Genomic DNA, 15,640 nt, shown 5'->3' with positions numbered 1-15,640 from the left:
AGCGCCGACAACAGCTATCTACAATGAGCGCCAAATCGGGCCTATGCGCGAGTAGTGGTAAGCAGCAACATTCATGAATGTGCAACGATTAAGTGCTTATCGCTGCTTCGCCCGATTGCGCGAAGCAGCGATAAATGCATAAATTATTGTTCCAATCAGCCCTTAATCAGCATCGATATATGCTCAAGCGATCGAAGTACCCGTTTGTCAGCACAGCATTGTGCATGTAAGTGAGGGATTATGAAACGAGTAGTGCCCACCCAATCAATTCAAATCGCGATCCCCTATCTCATTCTCGGGCTGATCCTCTTGATCCAAGCTATAGCAATTTATCTGCTTAATGATGGAAAATTCACCTATATTCTTGATGACCCGTATATTCATCTGAGTTTAGCCCGCAATATTGCTCATGGCCATTATGGTATCAATCTGGTTGAATCATCAGCCCCATCATCCAGTATTCTCTGGCCATTTCTCTTAACACCATTTGTATCTTTACCATTCTATGAGTATATACCTTTAATGCTTAATATTGGTTTCGGCGTATGTACTTTATTTTTTATTCATAAAATAATCGATTTAATATTTCAAAGTAGCATTAGCTCGACTAAAAAAATATTTATTAGCGTACTATTCATTATAATCACCGCAGTATCTACGTTAATTTGGTCTGGCATGGAACATGTTTTACAAATATTCCTTTCAGTTTTTATTATCTACAATTTAATTGATCTAGAAATCAATAATAAATTAAATAAATCATTAATAATAGCAATCATAGTACATTCATTAGTTCGTTACGAAAATCTTTCAATCTGCATCCCAGCATTAACTTTCATTTTCCTCAAAGGATATAAAAAATTATCATTACTTAGCTTTTTTATAATAATTTCTGCTTTAGCAGCCTTTTCATATTTTCTGCATAGCCTTGGATTAAATTATTTACCAACGTCAGTTATTATTAAAGGATCATATTTTTCAAACAAAAATTCATTTGAAATATTTTTAGCAAATCTTAATATTTCAATGCAAGCTCCAACGTGGTTTTTCTTAGTTGGTATATTACTTTTAATTGGATTGAAATTACGCCAAAAATCTCATATGTTGTTTATTATTACAATTAGCACATCTATTCTCCTTCAGTTGCTATTTGGAACAACCCTTGGAACATTTTATCGCTATGAAACATATATGATCGTTTATGCGCTTATTGCATTTATATATTTGTACAATAAATTTATTTCACAAACGATCAATAATACAAGAAAATATCTAATAACTATTATCTTATTATCAGGATTTCTTATTGGATACTTAGATTATATCCATGGTGTAGTCTATACACCTATGTTTGCTAATAGTATTTATGCTCAGTCCTATCAAATAGGATTATTTACCAGTAAATACTACAATAAAAATGTTGGAGTCAATGATATTGGACTTGTTTCATTTATGAATAATAATTATACATTAGATGTATTCGGTTTATCCAATATCGATGTGATTTATTATCGTAAATCGCAAACACCTGGCTGGATGAATCAAATGACAGATCGCTATAATGTTGATCTGATTATGATTTATGATGAATGGTTTACCAATCATCGCCCTAGCGATTGGATTAAAATAGGAGAACTTAATATAGATATACCTACGGTTTCAGTAGCCTACAAAGAAATGGCTTTTTATGTACGAAACCCAGCCAATGTTACCGAAGTGCGCCAATTGATTAAACAATTCGCGCAAACGCTGCCCGCAAATACAACCTTTGATTTTGCGCCAGAATAGGTTCCACGAGCTTGAGCGCAAACCAGAGAACGTATCTTCATGGTAGGATTTTTGACCTTATAGCCGCCCATACGGCCTATGGTATAGTAGCGATGAGTCATTACTGAGCACTATTTCATGGCGCATTGTCGCGCAACTACCTTGCACGTAGACAGAGGGACTATGAAACGAAACCTGAACATCCAATCAATCCACAGTGCCATCCCCTATCTGATTCTTGGCATGATCTTGTTGATCCAAGGCATGGCGATTTATAGCTTGAATGCAGGGAAATTCCTGTATATTCTTGATGACCCGTATATTCATCTGAGTTTAGCCCGCAATATCGCGAATGGTCATTATGGCATCAATCTGGTTGAGCCATCAGCGCCATCGTCCAGTATTCTCTGGCCATTTCTCTTAGCTTTATTTGCACCTTTACCATTTTTCGAATACACGCCTTTGATGCTTAACCTTGGCTTTGCGCTAGCAACATTATTTTTTATTCGTAAAATAATCGATTTAATTTTCCAAAATAGCCTGAGTTCTGCAAAGAAAACCTTTTTTGTCGCCCTATTCATCTTTATTTGCAGCATGACTCCACTGATTTGGTCGGGGATGGAGCATATTCTGCAAGTATTTCTAACCGTTATCATTCTGTACCAACTCCTCGATTTACAAATTAATCAAAAATTAAATAAATCGCTGATTATGATGCTTGTGCTGCTTTCTTTAGTGCGGTACGAAAGCCTTGCCATTTCAATCCCCATCCTGTTATTGCTCTATTTCAAGGGCTATCGTAAGCTAGCTGCGATTGGTTTAATCAGCATAATGTCACTTTTAGCCGCTTTTTCCTACTTCATCCATAGCCTTGGGCTAGATTATTTACCAACATCAGTCCTTATCAAAAGGTCTCTTTTTTCAAATAGAAATTCAATCGATATTTTCTTTCGAACTATTTTGATTTCAATGCAATCCCGTACATGGTTTATCTTATTAGGCATGGTGATATTAATTACGTTAAAACTACGCCAGAAAATACATACTTCATTTATCTATATAACTACATTATCTATAACACTTTATTTATTATTTGGAGCAACTCTTGGATCATTTTATCGCTATGAAACCTTTATAATTACGTATGCATTTATTATATTTATGTATTTATATAGAGATTTTATCATAAATATAGTTAGTAGCACCAGAAAACAGTTATTTACATCTATTTTTATTTCACTGCTACTTTTTATATATCTAGATTATGCCCATCCTATAATTTACACACCAAAATTTTCTAATAGCATTTATCTTCAGCAATATCAAATGGCACTATTCACTAATACATATAATAAAAATGTTGGAGTTAATGATATTGGATTAATTGCATTTATGAATAATAACTACACATTAGATTTATTTGGATTATCCAATATTGATGTGATTGATTATCGCAAAGCGCGAACTCCTGGCTGGATGAATCAATTATCCGAGCAATATGATGCTAATCTGATTATGATTTATGATGAATGGTTTGCAGATTTTATTCCAAATGATTGGATTAAGCTTGGGCAGCTTAAGTTAGATCTGCCGGTTGCCATAGTTGCCTATAAAGAGGTTAGTTTCTATGTGCGCAACCCAGATATAGCTGAAGAAGTTCGCCAATTGCTTGATCAATTTAGCCAAACCTTACCAGAGCATGCGGAATTTCGCTTTACTCAAGAATAGGCGCTGCGACTGGTATAATCGGATGTTCAACTCGATCTATGGAGCAGCTCATGAGTGAATTACGTGGCTTTTCGCTAAGCCAAGAAGAATTATTTGTTTGTTTGATTGTGGCAGATTTGCCCTTGCCGCTGGGCTTTGATGATTTAGCCAACCAAGTCTTTGGTGAGCTACCTGAGCAATATCAAAACTATGTACTTGGCACTGCCGAACGCAGCCTGATCGCCCATGGTTTGTTGGAATTAACTGACGACCAGCCAGTTTTAGAGCCAATGGTGGCCGAATGGTTGAACATCATCAGCCAACCAAGCCAAACATGGGTCATTTTGCATCAGCCTGCTGGCCAAAAACAGCAAGCAAATTACATTCATCATGCCAACAATCAGTATCTCTTTCACCGTGGCCAAGGCGGCATTCATCAAGTGATTGCGCTGCCCCAAGCCCGCGAGATTGTGCAAGCAGCGCTGGATATTATTGAGCCGCTTGAGCTTGAGGTTGGCGCAACATTAGAGGGAATCCTAAGCGAAACGGTCTTTCGGAGCATTGCCGGCACCCGCACAATCAAACGCGAAGAGGTGGTTGCGCAACTGAAAACTGGTGGATTAGCGCCCAACGTCGCCGAGGCATTTGGCCAAACGTTCGAGCAATTGCGCTCTATCAGCGCCTTGGCACTCTTGAAAAATAAGCCGGAAACGAGTGTGCAACAAGCCTTTACCTTGGTTTGTGGCGAGCAACAACAATGGTTGCTTGTGCCCGAAGCAGAGGGCCAGTTGTATGTGCGCAATCTCGATCTGACAGCGCTCGTGCAAGTGCTGCACAATTTTGCCCACCCTCAATAAGCCACAAAAATGCCCCTTGAGATCAATCAAGGGGCATGCTGTTTTTTAGCGAGTCAGCGTCCACAACCCTTCACCAGTCCGTAAGTTTGCCATCCTCAAGCCATCGCCTGTTTGAATCAACATGGCATTGCCGCTACGGGTTAACGTCGGCAATTGGCCAATAAACATCTCTTGCTGGAACGACCAACCAACCGTGCCATCGGCGCGTTTGAGCAATTGCACCCGCACTAAATCGTCAATTTCTTGGTCGAGCCAGCCAAAAACGATGCCTTCACCTGGCACAATCACCCCTTGAATTGGGTTGTTGCCACTCCAATCACTCGCCGTACCAAGATCATCGAGCCGCCACAGCAATTCGGCAGTTTTGGCATTGATTGCCAACATACTGACGGTATTCGTGCCCCGCTGTTTAACCGCAGCAATATACAAAACCTCTGCATCAAAGCCAATTGGATGCAGTTCATAATCGCTTAAGTTATAGGTCACAACTTGATGCTCAGGCGTAATGATCGCAACTTGTTCACCAGCACCAAACGCCAGCATATCACCGCTGCTTGCCAACCTGCGGTCGCTACTCCTGAAACTATCGGCAAAATCACCAGCAAGCTCAACACTCCAGCGCTGCTGTTGATCAAGCCCGATGGCCGCCAACTGTGCCGGATCACTATCGCTGCGCATACGCAAAATACCATTATTGTTTTGCGGGTCGGCCATCCACTCGATGTGCTCCGTCCAATCTTGATTTAATTGGATTGCTTGGCGTTGCTCGCCAGTTTGCAACGCATAACAGATGATAAATTCCAAGCCTGATTCAGCATCGCGCTCGGTGCCACATAATTCATCGCCAAACTTGGCTAACGCCCGCGCATAACGATCAGCCAAGGTTTTTTGCCAGCGCTGCGTACCACTCGCTAATTCAAAGGCGGTCAAAATATTATCGTAGGTCTGAACCACAATTAAATCGCTACTAATAAAGAGCATTGGTGGGTGCAGTTGAATCCGATCCGACAAGCGAGTTTGCCAAGCAAGCGTACCATCTTTGGCATTAAACAGCCGTAAATCACGTTCTTTGACCACCGCGATATACTGCTCAAGCGCCACCAAATCATAGGATTCGCTGCCAAGCTCCGTTTGCCACAGCGCCTTGCCATCAGCGCCATCGAGCAAGGCCATTGAATAGATACTTTTGCTGGTTGTTTGCACCAGCACTTCGTTGCGTTCATCGCCATTGCGATCATAGGCCAATTGAGTTGAATGATAGAGCACCGAGCCAGTGATGGTTGCTTGTTCAACCTCTACAGGCTTACCAATCCCTACCGTCGTTCCTTGTACCGTTCGAATTGGCACCTTTGCTGAATCAAGCGATTTAGTCGCCAAGAAATAAACCCCACCACCGATCGCTGCAAGCAAGATCAATAAAACAAGGATTACCGGCAAACACGAAGAACGATCTTGGCGATAGGGTGTCATATTACTATTCCATTGTTGCGACATTTGAGGCTCCTTTGGCACAAGCATTCAACAGAGACAAGAGCGTTGCCAGTACGCAGCCAATTCAAACGTCGTTACAGCTTAACTGGTTGGCTGACATGCTGCTGCAACCAATCAATCACTGCATCTTTATTACGTTCGCGATTGGCTAAACGCTCCCAGTAGGTGAAAAAATGGTCACGGAATGAATGGGCAATCGTGCGATCGTGAATAATGATATTGACGTTTTCGCGGCCATCTTCGGTATCAGCAACCTGCCATGATTCTAAAATCAAGGTTTGGCGGCCTTCAACTTTCCAAGCCACGGGAAAATAGGCAGGGTCAATCGCATCAACAATTGCCAGCTGATAATTTGGATAGACCTGCAAGAGCCAAATCACATGGCGCAACCACGCCAAAGCTTCAGCCAAAGTCAATTGGCTTTGCGGCTGATCACGCAGCCAATCATCAGCAGGCAGCTCGCCATGGCTCAATAAACGCAAAATTGCTGTTTTTGTAACAATATGACGTGCCTCATGTTGGCGATCTTGCAAAAATTGCTCAAATAAATGCACCCGTTGGCGATGATGATCCAATAATTGTTGACACCACAGCTCCAGATGGGTTTGTTCTTGCAACGACCGTACCAAGGGCGCTTGCAAAATCCGTTGAATACAAGCGTTGCGAATCGCAATTGGCATCGATTGAAAACTAAGCCCTTCTTTTAACAACAATTGTGCGCCATCCTCGGCCTCAAATTGCAACGCCAAGGCCTTAAAATCCAATGATCGTTCTGGATAGACCTCCAACAAGGGTTGGGTTTGCGAACGCATTGTGGTTGCAAATTGGCTCATTAATTGATAATGCGGGCTATCAGGCGCAAAGAAAAAGCCACTATCAACATGTTTGGATTGGCGGCTGCCAAACAGCCATAACGCCCCTTGGCCAGGCACAATAATCACATCGGCTGGCGCGCCAGGCAAGACATGATTGGGGAATAGATAGGGCTGATATTTGCCGCGATAGCCCAGCATCGAAAGCATGCGCGCAATCAACTCAAAGCGATGTTGGTTTTCAATCCGCAAGCGCCAAAGATGCACCACATTCCAGCCAGCATGCAGGGCTTGGCGCAAAGCAGCGCGCCAAGGAACTGCCAATTCTGGAAAAACCGTCAACGGATCGTGTTCGCTTTGAAAGGTCACGACGATTTCGGCTCCAGGCCAAGGGCTTTGTTTGGCGGCAGCAGTGACCATAGCGATGGCCTGCAAAAGAATCGATTGCACACCTTCGAGCACCGCACCTTTATTGGCGACTGGCAGCAAACTGGGGTCGATCTTTGGTGGCTCAGGCATCAAGCCTGCTTGGGCAGTGCTAAGCACTTGGCTAATGGCTTGTTCGGCGCTAGCGACCAAACTCCCCTCATCAATACCTAAGGCCCGCTCGTAAGCGTGTAAAAATGCAGTCGTTGGCTTGGAAACCCCAGTTTCGACTGCAGAAATATAGCCTTTAGTATAGCCAACTAGGCCGACCATCTCGGTTAGGGAAATCCCACGTTCTTCGCGGAGTAGACGAAGGTACGACGTACCTTGCTTGGATTTGCGTCCCACAGGCAGTACCTCGGTAAACCTCACATGGATGAGCTGTCCAGCGGGTTCACAATTGATAGGTTGATGATTGGCAACGACGGTGTTGAGGTGTGCGCCTTCGCGCTTCTCCGGCGGTCTTATTGCTTGAGCCACGTCATGAAAAGGCCGTAATCATCAAACAATCTAACAAACAATCTAGTTGATTCAAACAATTTCGTCAATTATAGTAGCGTATATGTATGTGTTAATAAGTTTTTACTTTTGAGCAGATAGGGTTGCTGCAACCTAACTTTGGCTCGCTAACACTACAGCGTATGGTCTGTGCATAAGGAGCTATCATGGAACGATCTGGACGCTGGACAATTCGTCGGGTACGGGCTGCGGTCATTACAACGGTGTTGAGCACATCAGTATTGTTGGGCGGCTATGCTGCCTCGGCCAAAGACAACAAAAAAGTCGAAGTCTATCCGCTCCCTGTTGTTGATGAAAAGCAACCTAGTTCCGATCAATTGCCTCCACCAGATAAGATTGTTGGTGGCTCAGCAGCTACCGCTGGTGAATTCCCCTGGCAAGCGCGGGTAGCGCGCAATGGCAGCCTGCATTGTGGTGGTTCGTTGATTGCGCCACAATGGGTTTTGACCGCTGCTCACTGTGTTCAAGGCTTTTCGGTCTCATCATTGAGCGTGGTGATGGGCGACCACAACTGGACAAGCAACGAAGGCACTGAACAAAGCCGCACAATTGCCCAAGCGATTGTTCACCCAAGCTACAACGCATCGACCTACGATAACGACATTGCCTTGTTGAAACTCAGCAGCGCCGTGACCCTCAACAGCCGCGTTGCCGTGATTCCTTTCGCAACCACTGTCGACAATGCTTTGTACAATGCTGGTGTTGTTTCAACCGTCACTGGTTGGGGCGCATTGAGCCAAAATGGTTCATCACCAAGCGTCTTGTACAAAGTGCAAGTGCCAGTCGTTTCAACCGCTACCTGTAATGCCTCAAACGCCTACAATGGCGATATTACCGGCAACATGGTTTGTGCTGGCTACGCAGCTGGCGGCAAAGACTCATGCCAAGGCGATAGCGGTGGGCCATTCGTCGCCCAAAGCAGCGGCACTTGGAAATTGACCGGGATCGTCAGCTGGGGCGAAGGTTGTGCTCAGCCAAACAAATATGGCGTGTACACCAAAGTTGCCAACTACACCAGCTGGATCAACGGCTACGTTGGGAGCGTAACCCCAACCAGCACGCCAATTCCTGGCACCCCAGTTCCAACCAGCACGCCAATTCCTGGCACCCCAGTTCCAGGTGGCAGCTTGCAAAATGGTGGCTTCGAAAGCAGTGCTAGCTGGGTTCAATCACCAAGCGGCATCATTGCAACCAACCGCCCACGCAGCGGCTCCTACAGCGCATGGCTTGGTGGCTACAACAGCGGCAACGATAGCATCTATCAAACCGTAACCGTGCCAGCCAACGGCGTACTTAGCTACTACTGGTATATGAGCACTCAAGAAAGTGGCAGCACCGCTTACGACCGCTTGTATGTTCGCCTCTACAACAGCAGCGGCAGCTTGATTACCACTTTGCGCACGTGGAGCAATGCAAGCACGAAGAACGCTTGGAGCTTCGATAGCGTGAGCTTGGCAGCCTACGCTGGCCAAACCGTGCGCGTCCAATTCGTGGGCACGACCGACAGCAGCTTGATCACCTCGTTCTTCGTGGACGATGTAAACCTGCAATAAGCCCAACGATTGACCATAGTTCCATCGCAAGCCCTAACTTACTTCAGTAAGTTGGGGCTTTTGTTATGATTAATTGTTTGTTATGCTTAAGTTGATGAGCGTATGCTTGTTGGTTGCGTAGCAGCCAAGCAATTGCCTTTTTGGCTTATCACTGTGGAATGCCAGGTTCGAATCCTGACTCGTTACACGCTTATCCATCTATTGTACCTGTAATTGGCTCTGCAAGGCTACGGGCTTTCCGCCAATTGCGCGATTTGGGTAAGCGTGTAACATCGTTTTGAAAGCGAGAGAGTATGGAAACCGTTGCGATTGGATTCATTATAGTCATCATTATCACGATCGTTGTAGCCCGTTTATTTCCTGTCACCACAATTTATGAGCATGAACGTGGCTTGCTCTACAACCATGGCAAATTTCAAGCGCTGCTTGAGCCAGGCAGCCACCGCTTCCTGCGCAATCAGTATCATATTACCAAGCTCGATGTACGCCCAAGTTCGCTGAGCGTGAGTGGCCAAGAAATGTTGAGCGCCGATTTGATTAGCGTTAAGTTCAATCTGGTCGCCACCCTACACATCAACCAGCCTGAGCGTTGGCTGCATAGCCATGCCAGCGCCCAAACGATGGTTTATAACGATTTGCAGATTGCGTTGCGTGATGTTGTGGCCAAGTATACGCTCGATCAATTATTGGCTGATCGCACCCCAATCGCGCCTCAAATTCTTGAGCTAGTGTAACCAAAAGCCAACGAGCTTGGCGCAAGCATTCAAAATATCCAAATCAAAGATTTTACCCTGCCTGCCGAGCTAAAACGCGCCGCTTTACAACAAGCCAAAGTTCAACGCGAAACCGCCGCAGCATTAGAACAAGCCCGTGGCGAGCAAGCAGTGTTGCGCAGTTTGGCCAATGCTTCACGCATGCTCGATCGCAATCCAGCACTGATGAATTTGCGGGTATTGCAAGCCCTCGATAGCAACAAGAGCAATACGATTGTGCTGCATGTGCATCAATCAAACAATGATCAAACAATCGATAGTGGATTTAGCCAACCTGAAGTTTAGGATATTTGAATGCGTGGTTTAACCCTCGGCAAATTTGCCCCATTGCACAAAGGCCATCAATTGATGATTGAAACTGCGCTCAGCGAAGTGGCTGAGCTGCAGATTATCATTTACGATAGCCCAGAACAAACCAACGTACCCTTATCAGTCCGGAGTGCTTGGCTGCGCCAGCTGTATCCTCAGGCCCATGTGATTGAGGCCTGGGATGGGCCAAGCGCAATTGGCAACACCCCTGAAATTCAAAAGCTCCACGAAGATTATGTCATCAAGCAGCTGGGCATCAGCAATATCAGCCATTTTTATTCGAGCGAATTTTATGGCGCGCATATGAGCCAAGCGCTTGGGGCAATCAATCGTCAAGTTGATGCAGCGCGTAGCCAAGTGCCAATCTCAGCCACCAAAATTCGCAGCGATCCCTATCGCTACCGCGAGTTTTTACATCCGCTGGTCTATCGCGATTTGATTATGAAAGTCGTGCTGCTTGGCGCGCCATCGACGGGCAAAACCACGCTTACTGCGGCCTTGGCCGAGCGCTTCAACACCCAATGGATGCCAGAATATGGCCGCGAATATTGGGAGCAACATCAGAGCAATCGGCGGCTCACGCCACAACAATTGGTTGAAATTGCCGAGGGTCACTTGGCCCGCGAAGAACAACGCTTATTAGCAAGCAACAAGTATCTATTTGTCGATACGAATGCCTTAACCACCTATCATTTTGGCCTGAGCTACCATGGCATGGCCGAACCACGTTTGGCTCAATTGGCCTACCAAGCCCAACAACGCTACGATTTAGTGCTGGTATGCGATACTGATATTCCCTACGCCGATACGTGGGATCGTTCGGGCGAAGTCCACCGTACAATCTTCCAAAAACAACTGCTGGCCGAATTGCATACCCGTCGCCAACCATATTATTTGATTCGCGGCCCGCTTGAACAACGCATCACCCAAGTACAAAGCTTAGTACAACGCCACCAACTTTTTCAGAATCTTTTAGCCAACCAAAGTTGAGGTGTTTATGGATCTTGCGAGCTTCTTCGACATTAATACGATTGCGTTCACGCTGTTTGACTACCCGATGAGCTACCTCGAATTGGTCGGCACGATCTTCAATTTGTGGTCAGTTTGGTTGGTTGGGCGCGGCAAGGTCAGCAATTGGCCAATTGGCTTAATTGGCGTGGTGCTTTTTTTCGTGCTGTTCTACCAAATTCAGCTGTATGCAGATACCTTTGAGCAAGTCTATTATTTTTTCACTGGGATTTACGGCTGGTGGCACTGGTCGCGGCCAGCAGATCAGGCGGCAATCAAACCGCGTTATAGCTCACGCAACTATAACCTGCTCGCGCTGGGAATTACCGTAGTTGGCACGTTGGTATTGGCTTGGATTATTGGCAATATTGATCAATGGCTGCCGCAATATTTTCCTGAGCCAGCCAGCTATGTGCTGATTGATTCATTGACAACCGTGATGAGCTTCACGGCCACAATTTTAATGGCTCAACGCAGGGTCGAATGTTGGTATTATTGGATTACGGTTGATGTGATTGCAATTTGGCTGTATGCAGTTAAAGGCACGCTGTTAGTGGCACTGCTGTACGCCGTCTTTTTGGTGTTGGCAAGCAATGGTTGGCGCTTATGGCGCAAAACCGCTTAAAACGAAAAGAGCACCCAAGGGTGCTCTTTTTTAGTGGCGACTCCGGGGCGAGTCGAACGCCCGACCTTTTCCTCCGCAGGGAAACGCTCTATCCACTGAGCTACGGAGTCGCATTAGATTTTGCAGGTATGGTTTGGTTATACACCCTGCATTAAATAAAAAAAGCACATTTGCGTGCTGCCAAGTTGGTGGCGGGAAGGGTGGGATTCGAACCCACGAAGGTTTTTACACCTTGCCGCATTTCGAGGGCGGTACATTCAACCGGACTCTGCCACCTTCCCTAGTGGGGTTTTGATTGTAAAAAGAGTGGCGACTCCGGGGCGAGTCGAACGCCCGACCTTTTCCTCCGCAGGGAAACGCTCTATCCACTGAGCTACGGAGTCGCATTCGTTTTGCGTTGCGTTTCAGCAACGTTTGAGAGTATAGCACAGCTCTTTCTATTTTGCAAGTTTAGCGCTTGCCTACGCGCAAACCCTGGATCGTACAGGTTGTAGGGTTTGCTCGCAGGCGTTTAATGCTAGGGTTCTAGTTCAAAGGCGTGAGTACAAAGGTATTATTAAACAGTACATTGCCCGCGTGCACAACGAAGCCAAAGTAACCACCCTGATATCGGTCTGCAAGGAAATGGCTTAAACAAGGCTGACCATCCAATGAAATACGCATAAAATCACCGCTAATTGTTACTACTCTAAGCTTATAAACCACATCTTTTTGAATTGGCAGCCTACAACTAGCCAATGGTGCTTCAGTATATTTGACTGTTCTCCCGATCTTCTCCATATCCGGGTACTCCACTAGACTCACCTCACCACCGTTGTTGGTCGTTATATTCACAATCAAAAATCTATTTGTCGAAGTTACATCCTCGCCAAACATAACTAAACCAGCTGTCGCTTGTTCATGGGCAGGGTCAGCAACCAACATCATGTCACTTTCAAACGTAAAATCATTAGGAGTTTCAGTATTGGATAAGTAGAAACCATGATCAATGGCTGAGACCAACAAACCACGCCTGATTTTCTGGGCTGTTAGGTCATTCGCTAGCCATCGATAACCCTCAACATGCCATGGTTCGGCCAAATTGGTGGCAAAGTTTTCAATCAATTGGGGCTGGGTCAATTGGATATTCTGAAAGTCTGCTGCTGAACGATAGACATTCAAGCCAACAAAACCCTCGATATAGGTGCTATCCATGGTGTAGTCGATCAACGTCTGTCCATCAAGCAGCACCCGAATATACGGGCCGATAAATTCTACCTGCAGCCGATACTGTAGATCCTTAACAATGGAGGTTTTGACGATTTTGATCGGTTGATAGGGAAATTTGAATAATTTAAGCTCGCCGCCATTTTCGGTCGAAATGCCAACCGCATAACTGCCGTTGGTTGGTGCAAGTTTATTTTGCACCCGAAAGAGCAAGGAGGCGGTCGCTGGCTGGGCATCAAAACGAATATCAGCACTCAATTGGCCATTGGCGGTCTTGCTATCGGCGATATAAAAACTATCGTCCTGACCACTGCCGCGCAAGCTATCGCCAGCCTCAAGCCACGAATCGGTTCGTGGTAGTTTGACCCAAGGCGCTTGCAGATTGGTGTTAAGCGCACTGGCAGCTAGCGGCGAGCCTTGATTGGTAAGATACATATGATCAAAATGTGCGACTTCGTTGCTGACCATGACTCCTGCATAGCCAACAATGTTCGGCTCAGGATCTGCCACATCAATCAGCAAGTTATCATTAACCCAAACCTTGATCCGTGGGTCAGGGGCTGGTGATACAGCAACTTTGAGCTGGTAAAGCCGACCAATGCTCACATCAAATGGCACAAACTGAATCACGGTATTAGCTGCATCATATTTGAAGAGCCTGACTCCTGACTGATTATCTAGCCCTTTGGTGGTCAAGGCAACGCCATACCCAGTTGCCTGTTCGGGGTTATCCAATGCAGGAACGAGAAATACTAAGCCAGCGGCATGTTCTTTCGTATCTGGGTCAAGCGCATCTTGCATCACCAACTCGGTTTCAAGGGTAAAGAGTTGTTCGTGGCGGCTACTAGACATATAAAAACCACTTGGTGGCTTGTCAAAACCGGCAGCAACAACAGCACTACCGATTATGTCTTCATACTGTTGCCCTTTAACGATTCCCCATCCCTCCATATTGGTATTCAGAATATTAGGCTGATCTGAGCATGCTTTTTGATAATTATAGCCTTTATAATTAAACCAAAGTCTGTAGCCTACCGTCCCCGAGATTGCGAAACTAATTTGGTCTTTTGGTTTAGGTTCTACATCAGTATTTGGGTAAAGAACTCGTTGCGCCCGAAAGATAGGATTATAGAGGATCTCTTCGCAGCGATGTTGACTAAAATCAAGCGGGTTGCCCGTACGCGCTTCAATTGGTCTCGCGCGAGAAGCTGTTTGATTTCTAAACCCAACATATAAGGCCCCACCAATCACGATCAGTCCGAGGGCAATCACGAGTACAGAACGCATACTCTTCATCATAGTCTCTCCATGAGCAATGAGCCATCTACGGTCATTATCAATAGGCTCATCCGTTTAATGTAGCCGCTTCAAGAATTACCTCTAACAAACTACGCCTACCGATACGAAGCTAGCGCCTAAAAGTTGTTATAAACCAGTGTACGCTTAAACATTTGCTTTTACAAAGCTTGTCGCTTGTAACGCTGGTGTAACACGCGCGTGGCATAGTGCTGGTGAGCGAAGATATTAAGCCTAAGCAAGGAGTATGAGCAATGTATCATGTTACAATCCCAACCTTCAATCAGCGTTCGCAACGATTTTGGATGCATGTATTCAGCGCGGGCCGGGCCTCGGTGTAAGCATCGGCGCAATCTACGGCACTTATCTCGGTGTAGCGCGAGGATTTATCGTCGGTAGTTTAGTTGGTGGCATCGTTGGGGTTGTTGGGAGCATGGCGTTGGCCACTATGATTTATGCTTGGCAGCAGCTATTTCCATCAGCCAACCAGCGCAGCTACTCGTTACTGTGGGTTGCCCCATTGATTATCGTCATTGGCTATCTCTTGATCAGCTATGGCCTGCTTGGCCAGCAGCTTGGGCTTAATCACTATCTCTACGATCTTATGTTAAATAGCATGCAAAATACACGCCTCAGTAGGCTAGTTGTTTGGCCAAGTGTGATCATCAGCGCCAGCACCTTCTTTGGCGTGCCTATCATCCTTACCAACATTCAAATTTCAGCACCTTAGCCGTTGTAAGCAGCATAACAACAGCATGGATTTAGTCGTTTTAAGTTAAGGAATAGCCGAGATGAATCAAAAGTCTGTGCAGCAAATTGCCCAACCGCGCTGGGGGTTAATTTTGAAAGAATGTATTCAGTGCGGGATTAAGTGGGGAGCAATTCTAGGGGCAATTTATGGCTTATTTACGGGCTTATTTTTTGGTCTGATCATTGGGCCGCTGATTGGAATGAGCACCGGCTTGATTGGTGGAATTATGCTCGCTTTGATGATTTATGCTTGGCGCACATGGCTGCAACCAGCCACGTTGAACGAGCAAGCAATTCGTTGGCTTGCTCCATTGCCAATCGGCTTCAGCTATCTTGTTGTTTGCTATCAAATTAGCGATGCATACCACGATTTTGGAGCATATATCAACGATTTATTGATGAATATCACGCATTTTCAGTTCTTAAGTATTTTTGTAACCTGGCCATTGCTTATTATGAACATTACGCTCATTATTGTAATTCCAAGCATTCTCCACGAAACTCAGACTTATTAAAAGATGCAATCTACAATATTTAATCT

At 45.4% G+C, this 15,640-nt stretch carries 13 protein-coding genes and 3 tRNA genes; 10 read left to right on the top strand and 6 right to left on the bottom strand.

From position 1 onward, the window contains the following. Nucleotides 1-240 precede the first annotated feature (240 nt). The 3 genes from ACFMKP_RS02675 (at nucleotide 241) to ACFMKP_RS02665 (ending at nucleotide 4,331) form a co-directional block, all read left to right on the top strand. Nucleotides 241-1,788, top strand: a complete 1,548-nt coding sequence (locus ACFMKP_RS02675; protein WP_382288824.1) for a hypothetical protein — start codon at nucleotides 241-243, stop codon at nucleotides 1,786-1,788. Between the two features lie 162 nt (nucleotides 1,789-1,950). Next, nucleotides 1,951-3,495 carry a hypothetical protein gene (locus ACFMKP_RS02670; RefSeq protein WP_382288822.1) on the top strand — a complete coding sequence of 515 codons (1,545 nt, stop codon included), beginning with the start codon at nucleotides 1,951-1,953 and terminating at the stop codon, nucleotides 3,493-3,495. 50 nt (nucleotides 3,496-3,545) lie between these two features. Then, the gene (locus tag ACFMKP_RS02665; RefSeq protein ID WP_382288820.1) at nucleotides 3,546-4,331 is read left to right on the top strand and encodes a hypothetical protein; all 786 of its coding nucleotides are present in this window, start codon (nucleotides 3,546-3,548) and stop codon (nucleotides 4,329-4,331) included. Between the two features lie 45 nt (nucleotides 4,332-4,376). Here ACFMKP_RS02665 and ACFMKP_RS02660 read toward each other — a convergent pair whose 3' ends face one another. Together ACFMKP_RS02660 and ACFMKP_RS02655 are read right to left on the bottom strand one after the other, a co-directional pair. Continuing rightward, complete coding sequence (locus ACFMKP_RS02660; RefSeq protein WP_382288818.1) at nucleotides 4,377-5,825, bottom strand: PQQ-binding-like beta-propeller repeat protein; 1,449 nt, start codon at nucleotides 5,823-5,825, stop codon at nucleotides 4,377-4,379. Between the two features lie 71 nt (nucleotides 5,826-5,896). Then, nucleotides 5,897-7,408: a helix-turn-helix domain-containing protein gene (locus ACFMKP_RS02655; protein WP_382288816.1), complete on the bottom strand. Its 1,512-nt coding sequence runs from the start codon at nucleotides 7,406-7,408 to the stop codon at nucleotides 5,897-5,899. A 317-nt stretch (nucleotides 7,409-7,725) separates the two neighbouring features. Here ACFMKP_RS02655 and ACFMKP_RS02650 point away from each other — a divergent pair, with 317 nt between their 5' ends. From ACFMKP_RS02650 to pnuC, 5 genes are all read left to right on the top strand, one after another. Next, nucleotides 7,726-9,132: a DUF1986 domain-containing protein gene (locus tag ACFMKP_RS02650; protein WP_382288814.1), complete on the top strand. Its 1,407-nt coding sequence runs from the start codon at nucleotides 7,726-7,728 to the stop codon at nucleotides 9,130-9,132. Nucleotides 9,133-9,425: 293 nt separating this feature from the next. Then, a complete protein-coding gene (locus tag ACFMKP_RS02645) occupies nucleotides 9,426-9,866 on the top strand; it encodes an SPFH domain-containing protein (RefSeq protein WP_382288812.1) in 441 nt (146 codons plus the stop codon). Nucleotides 9,867-10,016: 150 nt separating this feature from the next. Then, nucleotides 10,017-10,190: a hypothetical protein gene (locus ACFMKP_RS02640; protein WP_382288810.1), complete on the top strand. Its 174-nt coding sequence runs from the start codon at nucleotides 10,017-10,019 to the stop codon at nucleotides 10,188-10,190. 9 nt (nucleotides 10,191-10,199) lie between these two features. Continuing rightward, nucleotides 10,200-11,204 (top strand): AAA family ATPase, encoded by a 1,005-nt coding sequence (locus tag ACFMKP_RS02635; protein WP_382288808.1) that lies wholly within the window; start codon nucleotides 10,200-10,202, stop codon nucleotides 11,202-11,204. Nucleotides 11,205-11,211: 7 nt separating this feature from the next. Then, nucleotides 11,212-11,847 carry a nicotinamide riboside transporter PnuC gene (pnuC, locus tag ACFMKP_RS02630; protein WP_382288806.1) on the top strand — a complete coding sequence of 212 codons (636 nt, stop codon included), beginning with the start codon at nucleotides 11,212-11,214 and terminating at the stop codon, nucleotides 11,845-11,847. A gap of 34 nt (nucleotides 11,848-11,881) precedes the next feature. On the opposite strand, the gene ACFMKP_RS02625 is transcribed toward pnuC, so the two are convergent. From ACFMKP_RS02625 to ACFMKP_RS02610, 4 genes are all read right to left on the bottom strand, one after another. Further along, nucleotides 11,882-11,957: transfer RNA gene (locus ACFMKP_RS02625), tRNA-Arg, on the bottom strand. A 79-nt stretch (nucleotides 11,958-12,036) separates the two neighbouring features. Then, nucleotides 12,037-12,128, bottom strand: a tRNA-Ser gene (locus tag ACFMKP_RS02620). A gap of 26 nt (nucleotides 12,129-12,154) precedes the next feature. Beyond that, nucleotides 12,155-12,230, bottom strand: a tRNA-Arg gene (locus ACFMKP_RS02615). 142 nt (nucleotides 12,231-12,372) lie between these two features. Next, on the bottom strand, nucleotides 12,373-14,352 hold the full coding sequence (locus ACFMKP_RS02610) for a hypothetical protein (RefSeq protein ID WP_382288804.1): 1,980 nt from the start codon (nucleotides 14,350-14,352) through the stop codon (nucleotides 12,373-12,375). Between the two features lie 244 nt (nucleotides 14,353-14,596). Between ACFMKP_RS02610 and ACFMKP_RS02605 the strand changes: the two genes are divergently transcribed. Together ACFMKP_RS02605 and ACFMKP_RS02600 are read left to right on the top strand one after the other, a co-directional pair. Further along, nucleotides 14,597-15,079 (top strand): hypothetical protein, encoded by a 483-nt coding sequence (locus tag ACFMKP_RS02605; RefSeq protein ID WP_382288802.1) that lies wholly within the window; start codon nucleotides 14,597-14,599, stop codon nucleotides 15,077-15,079. 61 nt (nucleotides 15,080-15,140) lie between these two features. After that, nucleotides 15,141-15,614 carry a hypothetical protein gene (locus tag ACFMKP_RS02600; protein WP_382288800.1) on the top strand — a complete coding sequence of 158 codons (474 nt, stop codon included), beginning with the start codon at nucleotides 15,141-15,143 and terminating at the stop codon, nucleotides 15,612-15,614. Nucleotides 15,615-15,640 lie beyond the last annotated feature (26 nt).

This window comes from Herpetosiphon sp. NSE202, assembly GCF_042688385.1.
Classification (GTDB): Bacteria; Chloroflexota; Chloroflexia; order Chloroflexales; family Herpetosiphonaceae; genus Herpetosiphon.
The sequence above is the reverse complement of the archived record's forward strand: the minus strand, read 5'-3'. Positions and strand labels throughout refer to the sequence as shown.

What these genes read in the sequence shown, in the direction of transcription:
- ACFMKP_RS02635 (WP_382288808.1), top strand. Translation starts at nt 10,200, where the DNA reads ATGCGTGGTTTAACCCTCGGCAAATTTGCCCCATTGCACAAAGGCCAT.
- ACFMKP_RS02645 (WP_382288812.1), top strand. Translation starts at nt 9,426, where the DNA reads ATGGAAACCGTTGCGATTGGATTCATTATAGTCATCATTATCACGATC.
- ACFMKP_RS02600 (WP_382288800.1), top strand. Translation starts at nt 15,141, where the DNA reads ATGAATCAAAAGTCTGTGCAGCAAATTGCCCAACCGCGCTGGGGGTTA.
- ACFMKP_RS02670 (WP_382288822.1), top strand. Translation starts at nt 1,951, where the DNA reads ATGAAACGAAACCTGAACATCCAATCAATCCACAGTGCCATCCCCTAT.
- pnuC (WP_382288806.1), top strand. Translation starts at nt 11,212, where the DNA reads ATGGATCTTGCGAGCTTCTTCGACATTAATACGATTGCGTTCACGCTG.
- ACFMKP_RS02605 (WP_382288802.1), top strand. Translation starts at nt 14,597, where the DNA reads ATGAGCAATGTATCATGTTACAATCCCAACCTTCAATCAGCGTTCGCA.
- ACFMKP_RS02650 (WP_382288814.1), top strand. Translation starts at nt 7,726, where the DNA reads ATGGAACGATCTGGACGCTGGACAATTCGTCGGGTACGGGCTGCGGTC.
- ACFMKP_RS02675 (WP_382288824.1), top strand. Translation starts at nt 241, where the DNA reads ATGAAACGAGTAGTGCCCACCCAATCAATTCAAATCGCGATCCCCTAT.
- ACFMKP_RS02665 (WP_382288820.1), top strand. Translation starts at nt 3,546, where the DNA reads ATGAGTGAATTACGTGGCTTTTCGCTAAGCCAAGAAGAATTATTTGTT.
- ACFMKP_RS02660 (WP_382288818.1), bottom strand. Translation starts at nt 5,825, where the DNA reads ATGTCGCAACAATGGAATAGTAATATGACACCCTATCGCCAAGATCGT.
- ACFMKP_RS02610 (WP_382288804.1), bottom strand. Translation starts at nt 14,352, where the DNA reads ATGATGAAGAGTATGCGTTCTGTACTCGTGATTGCCCTCGGACTGATC.